10 protein-coding genes are annotated in these 10564 nt (G+C 66.1%); 2 read left to right on the top strand and 8 right to left on the bottom strand.

Annotation, left to right across the window (positions count from 1 at the left end; genetic code table 11):
- The 8 genes from Q0996_RS18235 to Q0996_RS18270 form a co-directional block, all read right to left on the bottom strand.
- Window positions 1-1242, bottom strand: a 1242-nt coding sequence (locus Q0996_RS18235; protein ID WP_299623005.1) for a TRAP transporter large permease, incomplete at its 3' end; no start/stop codon positions are given.
- A gap of 3 nt (window positions 1243-1245) precedes the next feature.
- Window positions 1246-1899 carry a TRAP transporter small permease gene (locus Q0996_RS18240; RefSeq protein ID WP_299623007.1) on the bottom strand — a complete coding sequence of 218 codons (654 nt, stop codon included), beginning with the start codon at window positions 1897-1899 and terminating at the stop codon, window positions 1246-1248.
- A gap of 93 nt (window positions 1900-1992) precedes the next feature.
- On the bottom strand, window positions 1993-2991 hold the full coding sequence (locus Q0996_RS18245; RefSeq protein WP_299623010.1) for a DctP family TRAP transporter solute-binding subunit: 999 nt from the start codon (window positions 2989-2991) through the stop codon (window positions 1993-1995).
- Between the two features lie 589 nt (window positions 2992-3580).
- Window positions 3581-4552, bottom strand: a complete 972-nt coding sequence (locus Q0996_RS18250; RefSeq protein ID WP_299623013.1) for a phosphoglycerate dehydrogenase — start codon at window positions 4550-4552, stop codon at window positions 3581-3583.
- 71 nt (window positions 4553-4623) lie between these two features.
- Complete coding sequence (locus Q0996_RS18255; protein WP_299623016.1) at window positions 4624-5568, bottom strand: tripartite tricarboxylate transporter substrate binding protein; 945 nt, start codon at window positions 5566-5568, stop codon at window positions 4624-4626.
- A 42-nt stretch (window positions 5569-5610) separates the two neighbouring features.
- Entirely contained in the window at window positions 5611-6585 is a 975-nt protein-coding gene (locus tag Q0996_RS18260; protein WP_299623018.1) for a D-2-hydroxyacid dehydrogenase, read from the bottom strand.
- A complete protein-coding gene (locus Q0996_RS18265) occupies window positions 6582-8090 on the bottom strand; it encodes a tripartite tricarboxylate transporter permease (protein WP_299623021.1) in 1509 nt (502 codons plus the stop codon). Before Q0996_RS18265 ends, Q0996_RS18260 begins: the two co-directional genes overlap by 4 nt.
- 9 nt (window positions 8091-8099) lie before the next feature.
- Window positions 8100-8570 (bottom strand): tripartite tricarboxylate transporter TctB family protein, encoded by a 471-nt coding sequence (locus Q0996_RS18270; protein ID WP_299623023.1) that lies wholly within the window; start codon window positions 8568-8570, stop codon window positions 8100-8102.
- Window positions 8571-8712: 142 nt separating this feature from the next.
- Between Q0996_RS18270 and Q0996_RS18275 the strand changes: the two genes are divergently transcribed.
- Window positions 8713-9915: a cytochrome and DOMON domain-containing protein gene (locus Q0996_RS18275; RefSeq protein WP_299623025.1), complete on the top strand. Its 1203-nt coding sequence runs from the start codon at window positions 8713-8715 to the stop codon at window positions 9913-9915.
- On the top strand, window positions 9908-10564 hold a 657-nt coding region (locus tag Q0996_RS18280; protein ID WP_299623028.1), incomplete at its 3' end, for an enolase C-terminal domain-like protein. The genes Q0996_RS18275 and Q0996_RS18280, both read left to right, overlap by 8 nt.

Here is a 10564-nt window from a genome sequence, read left to right on the forward strand (position 1 = left end):
CATCGGCATGCCGGCAACGCCGGAGGTGACGAAGAGATTGAGCCCCACCGGCGGCGTGATCATGCCGATCTCCATGTTCACCACCATGATGATGCCGAGATGGATCGGGTCGATCCCCAGCGAAATGGCGATGGGGAAGACCAGCGGCGCGACGATCACGATGAGGCCCGAGGGCTCCATGAACTGGCCGCCGATCAGCAGGATCACGTTGACGATCACCAGGAACATGACCGGGCCGAAGCCGGCGCTGAGCATGGCCGAGGCGATCGACTGCGGGATCTGCTCTTCCGTCAGCACGTGCTTCAGGATCAGCGCGTTGGCGATGATGAAGAGCAGCATGATGGTGGTCTTGCCGGCCTCGAAGAGGGCGTGCTTGGTGTCGCGGTGGACCAGGACCGTGACCAGGCTTTGCGGGCGCGTCAGGAAGCCATGGCGCAGGTCGCCCTCGCCCTTCAGCGGCCCCATGTCCTTGTAGACGAAGTTGGCGATGATGAAGGCGTAGACGGCGGCCACGGCGGCGGCCTCAGTCGGCGTGAAGATGCCGCCGTAGATGCCGCCCAGGATGATGACGATGAGCATCAGCCCCCAGGCCGCATCGCGCGCCGAGGCCAGGATCTCACCGATGCCGGCCCAGGGCTGGGCCGGCAGGCCGCGCACCTTCGCCGTGATGTAGATGCCGATCATCAGCATCAGGCCGGCGACCAGGCCGGGGATCACGCCGGCCAGGAACATGCGGCCCACCGAGACGTCGACGGCGGAGGCATAGACCACCATCACGATGGAGGGCGGGATCAGAATGCCCAGGGTGCCGGCGTTACAGATCACGCCGGCGGCGAAGTCCTTGCTGTAGCCCACCTGGCGCATGCCGGCGATGACGATGGTGCCGATGGCGACCACCGTGGCCGGCGAAGAGCCGGAGAGCGCGGCGAAGAGCATGCAGGCGAAGACGCCGGCAATGGCGAGGCCGCCCTGGAAGTGGCCGACACAGGCGATGGCGAAGCGGATGATCCGCCGGGCGACGCCGCCGGTCGACATGAAGGTCGAAGCGAGGATGAAGAAGGGGATCGCCAGCAGCGTGAAGTGACCGGCGAAAGCGTTGAACAGGGTCTGCGCCACCGAGCCCAGGGAGGCATCGGAATAGACCAGCAGGAAGATGATCGAGCTGAGACCGAGGGAGATGGCGATCGGCACGCCGATCAACAGCAGCAGGATCACCATCAGGAAGAGGAAGGTAACAGCCATGGATCAGCCCTCCTTGTCCGCCTTGGCGGCGGCTTCTTCGACCATCTCCTCGGCCTCGTGACTGGCGATGATCATGTCGGTTTCGCCGGTCAGCACCTTCCAGGCGACTTGCAGGAAGCGGAAGGTCAGCAGCAGCAGGCCGATGGGCAGGGCGGCATAGGGAATGAAGCGGGGCAGCTTTTCATAGGCCTCGCCCTCGTTCATCGACGCCTCGATGAAGCGCAGGAAATCCAGCATGGGGATGTCGTTGACCTCGTACCAGGCCTGGTCGTTCAGCGTGCCGTCCAGCATGGGAAGGGCGGCGAAGGGCGCCCAGTAGTTCCAGGAGCCGATCAGCAGCAGGATGCTGAAGGCCAGGCAGGCGGCGACGGAGATGATCGCGAGAATGCGCCGCACAGCAGGCGAGACCATGTGCAGCACCACGTCGACGCCCAGGTGAGCGCGGGTCTTAACGCAGTAGGACGCGCCGATCAGGACCAGCCAGGCGAAGAGGAAAACGGTGGTCTCCAACGCCCAGAGAATGTTGGAGTTGAACACATAGCGTGCGATGACGTTCGCAAAGGTCACCACGGTCATGAGGCCGAGGATAACCGCGATCAGGGTTTCCTCGATCTCATTGACGATGCGCCCGATCTTCGTTTTGGGCTCGACGTGCATGCTACCCCCCATGCCCGGCTAGAAGAAACTCCCCCGCGGAGAAGAGCCCGGCCCGGGACAGCCCGGGCCGGGACAAGGACCTACCGCAAAGGACTAGTTGGTCGCATTCGCGGCCTGCGCGGCAGCGATCAGCTCGGCACCGATGTCCTTCTCGAACTTGGCCCAGACCGGCTTCATCGCCGCCACCCACTGCGCGCGCTGTTCGCTGGTCAAGCTGCGCACCGTGCCGCCGGCGGCGATCACCGCCTGCTTGGCTTCCTCGTTCACCTTGGTCGAGGCGGCGTTGCGGGTCGCCGTGACCTCATCGAGGATGGTCTTGAACTGGTCGCGGACGTCGGCCGGCAGCTCTTTCCACCACGTGGTGGAGGTGACCACCAGATAGTCGATGATGCCGTGGTTGGACTCGGTGATGCCGTCCTGCACCTCGAAGAACTTCTGGCCGTAGATGTTGGACCAGGTGTTCTCCTGGCCGTCGACGACACCGGTCTGCAGGGCGCCGTAGACCTCGGAGAAGGCCATCTTCTGCGGGTTGGCCTGCAACGCCTCCATCTGCGCGACCAGCACGTCGGAGGGCTGGACCCGGAACTTCAGGCCCTCGGCGTCGGAAGGCTGGATCAGCGGCTGGCGCGCCGAGATCTGCTTCATGCCGTTGTGCCAGAAGGCGAGGCCCTGCAGACCGCGGCGGCGCATGGCGTCCTTCAGCTTCTGGCCGTCCGCGGAGTTCTGGAAGCGGTCGACGGCATTGATGTCGTCGAAGAGGAACGGCAGGTCGAAGAGCCGGAACTTCTTGGTGAACTTCTCGAACTTCGACAGCGAGGGGGCCGCAAGCTGGACGTTGCCGGCAAGCATGGCCTCGAGCACCTGGTCGTCGTTGTAGAGCTGAGAGCTCGGGAAGACCTCCATGCAGGCCTTGCCGTTCATCTCCTCATTGACGCGCTTTTCCAAGAGCGATGCCGCGATGCCCTTGGGGTGCTTGTCGGTATTGGTGACGTGACTGAACTTGATGACGATCTCGCCATCCTGGCAGGCATCGGACGCATAGGACGCGTTGTTCGCCGCCATAGCCAAAGTGGCCGCAACACCCGCAGCCATCAACGTAAACACTCTCATCATTAGTCCTCCCGTGTTAACCCTTGCACTCGCATGCAGTAAACGCAGTCGCCAGCCTTTGGCCCGATCAATCGTCCAACGGAGGGGTCGAAGCTCAAGAGGTCTGGCAAATTTCACCGATGGATCGCTGACCGTTCCGAAGCGGCGGGCCCAAGAAGACCCGCGTTCCCGTCATCGGCCAGGACGCAGACCTGCGCATCCCGGTCGACGACAACCGCCCGCGCAGCCTGCGGCGGGCAGCGGCCTTGAGCGATCCTAGTTTTCGGCTGTCATCCCGGCATTTCCTCCTGTTTCTCAGGAACGCTGCATGCGCTCCCATTTTTTGTTGGTTCTTTTATTAAGCAAGTCGCGTGCCAAGTCTTCGCCGCTCCTGCCAATCCTTCCGTAGAGATTGAATCAATCGGAATTCAATCGGTTACACCGGGCACGGGACGAAGCGTATCGAGACCTCTCCGTCCCTCTGTGCAAAATCTTGCACTGAACTGCAGCGTTCATGCAACTCCCGGCCGCTCACATCTGCAAAGAAAAGAAGACAAGGCCCTCTTGTTTTGGGCGCAACCGCCGGCCGGACTCAGGGGCTCGGCAGCTCGACGATGAAGCGGGCCCGCGCCGGGCGGCCGAAAAAAGCCGCCTCGATGGCCTCGGCGCAGATATCCAGGGAGTTGACCAGGGCCACCTCGCTGCTGCCGGCGATATGGGGCGCGGTGACGACGTTCAGCGCCGCGAACTCCTGAGCACGTTGGGTCGGTTCGCACTCGAAGACGTCGAGACCGGCGCCGCGCAGCCGGCCCTGGCGCAGGGCCTCCAGAAGCGCGGTCTCATCCACCAGGCCGCCGCGCGCGGCGTTCACCAGAACCGCCCCCGGTTTCATGCGCGCAATCGCCTGTTCGTCGATCAGGGCCCGGTTGCCGGTGAGCGGGACATGCAAGGAAACCACATCGCTGCGGGACAGCAGCTCCTCCAGGGGCACGATCTCGTCGGCATTGGCCGGCGGCGCGGCGGGGTCGAACAGCGGGTCGCAGGCCAGCACGTGCAAGCCGAAGCCGGCGGCCCGGCGGCCGACCGCGGCGCCGATGGGTCCAAACCCGACGATCCCCAGGGTGCGGCCCCAGAGGCCCGGGTAGGCGGCGCGGGTCCATTGGCCGGACTTCACCACCTGATCGTTGCGCTGCAGGTCACAGCAGAGGGAGAGAATCATGGCGAAGGTGTAATCCGCCACCGATTCCGTGTTGCCGCCGGTCGCCAGAGCGACAGCGACGCCTGCGTCCCTGGCCGCATCGACGTCGATGTTGTCGTAGCCGACGCCGAACTTGGCGACGATCTTCAGATTGGGCGCGGCCCCGAGCACCTGCCGGGTGATCGGCTCGGCCCCGGCCACCAGGGCGACGGCATCGCCGGCCCGCTCGATGACCTCTTCCTCGGTCAAGAGCCGACCGAGGTCGTTCCATTCCACGGGATAGCCGATGGCGTCGAGGCGCCCGGCGCGCTCCGCCTTCAGCGGCGCCGCCGTCGGCGGGTTCACGTAGATCTTGCCCGAGGTCATGGCCTCTCCGGAAACCCTTGCGGCGGGCTGCAGCGCCGTGCTGAACCGGCCCGCCGCAAGCGGTTGTCCCGCTACTTCTTCAGGCCGATGACCGACATCAACTCGGCATTGGCCTGGTACTGCTGCTTGAAGAAGGTCTTGAACTCGTCATGCGGCAGAAAGCGCGGCGTGCGCTTGGCATTGGCCACGGCCTGAACGTAGGCATCGGTGGTGGTCGCCGCCTTGCAGGCGTCCGAGAGCTGCTTGACGATCTCGGCCGGCGTGCCCGCGGGCGCGAAGAGGCCGAACCAGATGGAATAGCGCAGCGGCGGTCCGCCCGCCTCGTCAATGGTCGGCAGGTCCGGCACCGAGGCATGGCGCTTGCCATCCAGCAGCACCAGGGGCCGCAGGCCGTAGTTGATCGCCGAGCCGATGGGATCCACCAGAATGTCCAGCTTGCCGCCGAGGATAGACTTGGAAGCGGCGGGCCCACCTTCGTGGGGCACATACTTGAACTGCACGCCATAGGCATTGGCCACCGCCGCCTGCGCGATATGCGGCAGGGAGCCCGGCGGCGGGCCGCCGGCGGAGAGGGTCTGGTCCTTAGCCTTGGCGATCAACTCGTCGATGGACTGGATCGGGGAGCCGGGGTCGATGGCCACGGCCATGGGATCCTGGATGGTCAGGCAGACCGGCTCGAAGCTGTTGTCGTCATAGGTCAGCTTGCGCAGGTGCGGCTGGGTGGTCGTCGTGCCGACCGGCAGAAAGCCCAGGGAATAGCCGTCGCCCTTCATGCGGCTGAACTGCGTCGCCCCCACGGTGCCGCCGGCACCGGGGATGTTCTTGATGATCATGCTCTGCCCGAGCACCTTTTCGAGCTCCGGCAAAAGCAGGCGCGCGCCGGTGTCGGTGCCGCCGCCCGCGGCGTAGGGCACGACCACCTCGATGGTCTTTTCCGGATAGTCGGCCAGCGCGGCCCCGGCGCCGAGCCCCAGGATCGCCGCCGCAACGAAACCTCTCTTCAATAGCCTTCTCATCATTTCCTCCCTATCCATTCCCATGAATGAAGCACCGGTGCCCTACAGAGGCGCCGGCACGACCGTGTTTCGGGGTTCACCCCGGTGAAATGCTTCGATGTTGTCGATGAGCTGATCGCAGAGGCTCTGCATGGCCTGTACGCCAGCCCAGGCCACATGGGGCGTGAAGAGCACGTTCCACCGCTTGGCGATGCGCATCAGCGGATGGTCGAGCGGGGTCGGCTCCACGGATGCGACATCGATGCCGGCCCCGCCGATGCGGTCGGACTCGATGGCGGTGACCAGGGCCTCCTCGTCGATGATGCCGCCGCGTGCGGTGTTGATCACCAGGGCATGCGGCTTCATGGCGTCGAACTCGGCCGCGCCGATCATGCCGCGGGTCTCTTCGGTCAAGGGGCAGTGCACGGTGATCACATCGGCTTCGGCAACCAGCTCCGCGCGCGACACGAGCGCGCCGTTGTCCGGCGCCTGGGGCGCATAGTCATCGTGATAGAGCACCCGCATGCCGAAGGCGGCACCGATGCCGCCCACGGCCCGGCCGATGACGCCGGCGCCGACAACCCCCAGCGTGGTCCCGGCCAGGTCCCCGATCGGCCGATTGAAGAAACAGAACTGATCCTCCTTGACCCAGCGCCCTTCCAGCACCTCGGCCCGGTATTGGGCCAGGTTGCGCCGCAGGGCGAGGATCAGGGCGAAGGTGTGCTCCGGCACGGTATGCCCGGCATAGCCGCGGATGTTGGAGACGACCACGCCGCGGGCCGCGCAGGCCGCGGTGTCGATGACGTCATAGCCGGTCGCCGCGACGGCGATGAGGCCGAGGTCCGGAAGCTGCTCCAGATCGGACCCGCGGATCGGGACCTTGTTGGTGATGGCGATGCGCGCGCCGGCCAAGCGCTCGACGACATCGGTCCTGGCGGTGCGTTCGAACTCCTGCCAGTCATGGTCGAAGCCTGGTCGGCGCAGGGTGACGCCGGGTCCGATGGTCCCCTTATCGAGAAAGACGATGCGGTCGGTCATTTACGCTCCCTGGCCGAGAACCCCGGCAAGAAGCGCAGCAGGCGGTCTCCCAGGATCAGGTTGGCGACGATCAGTGCCGTAATCGCGAAAAGGAACAGCGCGATGGGGCTTTCGAAAAAGCGCAGGAAACTCTGGTCGGTCATCACCAGGCCCTGGCGCAGCGACATCTCCAGCGCGCCGCCGAGGATGAAGCCGATGATGATCGGTGCCAAGGGAAAGCTGTTGAGGCGCAGCACGAAGGCCACGAGCCCCGCCCCCAGGGCGACCACCAGGTCCACCGGATTGCTGCGCACCGCGTAGGCGCCCACCAGCGACATCATCAGCACCAGCGGCATCAGAAGCGTGATGGGGATGCGCAGCAGCCGCGAGAAGACGTTGGCGCCCATCGCCCCAAAGATCAGCATGAAGATGTTGGCCGCCAGCAGCAGCAGGAAGATGGACAGCACCACGTCCGGCTGGTTCTGGAACAGGCGGACGCCGGGGATCACGTTGTGGATGGTCAGCGCCCCCATCATCACCACGGTCCCGCCGTCCCCCGGAATGCCGAGGGCCAGCATGGGCACCATGGCACCGCCGGAGACCGCGTTGTTGGAGGCTTCCGAGGCGATCAGGCCGTCCGGCTCCCCCTTGCCGAAGTTCTCCGGCGTGTCGGAGCGCCGCTTGGCATCGGCATAGGCGACAAAGACGGCGGCCGTGGCACCGGTCCCCGGCAAGACGCCGATGAAGCTGCCGATTCCGCAACTTCGCAGCAGGGTCACGATGCGCGGCCGCCAGGCTGCCCAGGAGGGAAACTTGAAGCCGCCGGACTTGACCGAGGGCATCTCCGCATCGGTCAGGGTGGCGGCCTGATAGATCACCTCGGAAATGGCGAAGAGGCCGATCAGCAGGGGGATCACCGCCAGACCGCCGGAGAGGAACAGGATGTCGAAGTCGAAGCGCACCTGCCCGGTCATGTCGTCGGGCCCGATGAAGGCGAGGAACAGCCCGATGCAGGCCGAGAGCAGGCCTTTCAGCATCTCGCCGCTGGACACCCAGGCGATGGTGGTGAGCGCGAAGAGCACCAGGGCGAAGGTCTCGATGGGCCCGAATTCCAGGGCCACCTTGGCAAGCTGCGGGGCGATCAGGATGAGCACGACGAGAGAAAAGATGCCGCCGATGAACGACGCCGTGGTCGCCCAGCCCAGCGCCAGGGCGCCTTCGCCGCGTTGGGCCATGGGATAGCCGTCGAACACCGTGGCCGCGGACTGCGGCGTTCCCGGCACGTTGATCAGGATCGCCGAAATCGAACCGCCGTAGATCGAACTGACGTAGAGCGCCAGCAGCAGCGCGACGGCGGTCGGTCCGTCGAGGGCATAGGTGAAAGGCAGGGCCATCACCAGCCCAAGAACCGTGCCGAGGCCCGGCAGGGCACCGACGATGATGCCGGCGATGGTCCCCACGATCAGCGCCAGCAGCACCGTGAAGCTGGCCGAAAGCGTCAGGGCGGCGGGCAGATGCTCGATCATGGGCCCTGCCTAGCCGAGAATGCCCGCGGGCACCGAAACGTTGGCGCCGAACACCAGCACGATCCAGACGATGGCCGGGCCGGCGATGCTCACGGCCAGGAGGGGAAGCGGCTGGCGATAGCCGAGGACCAGTCCCAAAGCGATGAGGCCGAAGGGCGTGGCCAGCAGAAATCCAAGCCACCACATACCCGCCGTGGTCGCCGCGGCAATCAGGAACGCCAGGGCGGTGCGCCGCAGGTCGACGGTGACCAGAACCCGGTTCGCGCCGGCGCGCAGGCCCTTCCAGGCCAGGGCCGCCGCCAGCAGCATGATCAGCCCCAGAATGATCCGCGGGAAGAACACGGTGGAGACGTCACCGAACAGCATGCCGATGTCGTAGCGGTCGGAAAATGTGTGGACGAACATCACCGCCGCCGCGAGGAAAATGGCTCCCCCGCAGGCGGTATCCGCATGGGCCGAGCGGATCGGCGTGCGATTCAACGGCTTCCCTCCCAGCACCTAGCCTGTTGACCGGCCATTCGTCTTCCCTGTTGGGAATTCAACTGATATCTTACCATACATCTTAAATTGACGCCTAGACAAGTTGTCAATAGCCTATCCTTGACTCATAAGGATCGCTGGCGTGTGGCTTTCGAGAATTCTGATTGCCGGGTTCATGGTTTACGGCCTCGGACTGGGGGCCGCCAAGGCCGCCTGCGATCCGGCCTCCGAGACCCTGGCGCTCAGCGACGGCGCCGGCCTGCTGTGCTGGCAGCGCGACGGCGACCGGGTGGCCTTTCGCATGGAATTTGACGGCCGGCGCTGGCTGGCGCTGGGTCTCGGCGAAGCGATGGCCGGCGCCGACGTCGCCATCGCCGGGCCCGGCCTGGCCCCCGCGGACTACCACCTGACCGGCCGAGAGGCGCAAGACGTGCGCCGGGACGCCATCGACGACCTGATCGAGCCCGCCTTCACCGCCGAGGGCGAGCGTAGTGTGCTGACGTTCAAGAAGCCGCTGCAGCCCGGCGACGCCTCCGACGCCGTCATCGATCCGCAGGCGGAGATCGCCCTGATTTGGGCGGTGGGTCCCCAACTGAAGCCGGGGGAGTCCGCGATCCTGGAGTTCCATGAGGAACACGGCATCCTGCGCATCCACCTGGCGGGCGGGGGAACGGCGGACACCGGCGTCCCCTGGCTCGCCCTGCACGGCTGGCTGATGGTGCTCGGCTGGGGCCTCTTGCTGCCCGCCGGGATCGTCGTCTCCCGCTTCTTCAAGGTGACGCCCGGCCAGGACTTCCCCCGCGAACTGGCCAACCGCTTCTGGTGGAACTGGCACCGCCTGCTGCAGTACAGCGGCGTGGCGGTGGTGATCATCGCCTCCGGCCTTCCGCTGATGCAGCCGGGCTGGCAGTGGTCCGGCGGCCTCCACGGCAGCCTCGGGGGCCTGGTCATCGCCCTCGCGGTCTTTCAGGTGATCAACGCGCAACTTCGCGGCACCCGGGGCGGGCCCGAGGACGAGTTCGGCCGGCCCAACCCGCCCGAAGCGATCGCGGGCGACCACTACGAGATGACCGTCCGGCGCCGGGTCTTCGAAGCGGTGCATATCGTCACCGGCTACCTCGCACTCCTGGGCGCCGGCCTCACCGTTATCCTTGGGCTTTGGCTGCTGGGCTGGCCGACAGGGCTGACGGTCTGCGCGGGGCTTTGCCTGCTGCTCTTCGTCGCGCTCTTCGTCGCCCTGCAGTCGCGCGGCGCGCCGGTCGGCTCCTACAACGCGATCTGGGGCTACGACAGCATCCACCCCGGCAACCGCCACCTCGCAGCCCCGGCGGAACGCGATGGATAAGCTGCCGCCCTTCACTGTTGCGCGCGTCGAGACCTTCCCGCTCCACGCCAAGGTGCCGGGCTCGCCGCAGATGTCCCTTGGCGAGATGGCCGGGCGGCCGGCGCTGCTGGTTCGGATCGAGGACGGCGACGGCGCCTATGGCTGGGGAGAGGTTTGGGCCAACTTTCCGCCCCGGGCACACTTCCACAAGGCCGATCTCATCGAAGACGTGATCGCACCGCGTATCCTCGGCCAAGACTTCGATCATCCCGGCGCCCTGGCCGCGGCCTGCGACCGGGCGCTCTCCCGCTATGCCCTGCACGTCGGCCAGCCACTGGTGTTCGAGCACTGCTATGCCGGGCTGGACACGGCGGCCTGGGATCTGGCGCTGCGCAAGGCGGGCCGTTCGGCAGCCGAACACTTCGGCTTCGCCGAGGGGGCGAGAGTCTATGCCAGCTCCCTCAACGAGGACGCCTTCAGCGCCACTGCGGCCGACTGGCTGGGACGCGGCGTCGGCGGCTGCAAGATCAAGGTGGGATACGACCGCGCGCGCGATCTCGCCTTCATCCGCCGCGCCCGCGATGAACTGCCGCAGAGCGTGGATCTCATGATCGACGCCAATCAGGCCTGGGAGGTCGAGGAGGCCCTGGAGGTCGCCTCTGCCGTCGCC

It is taken from the genome of Pelagibius sp., from assembly GCF_028289705.1.
In the GTDB taxonomy this organism is placed as follows: domain Bacteria; phylum Pseudomonadota; class Alphaproteobacteria; order Kiloniellales; family Kiloniellaceae; genus Pelagibius.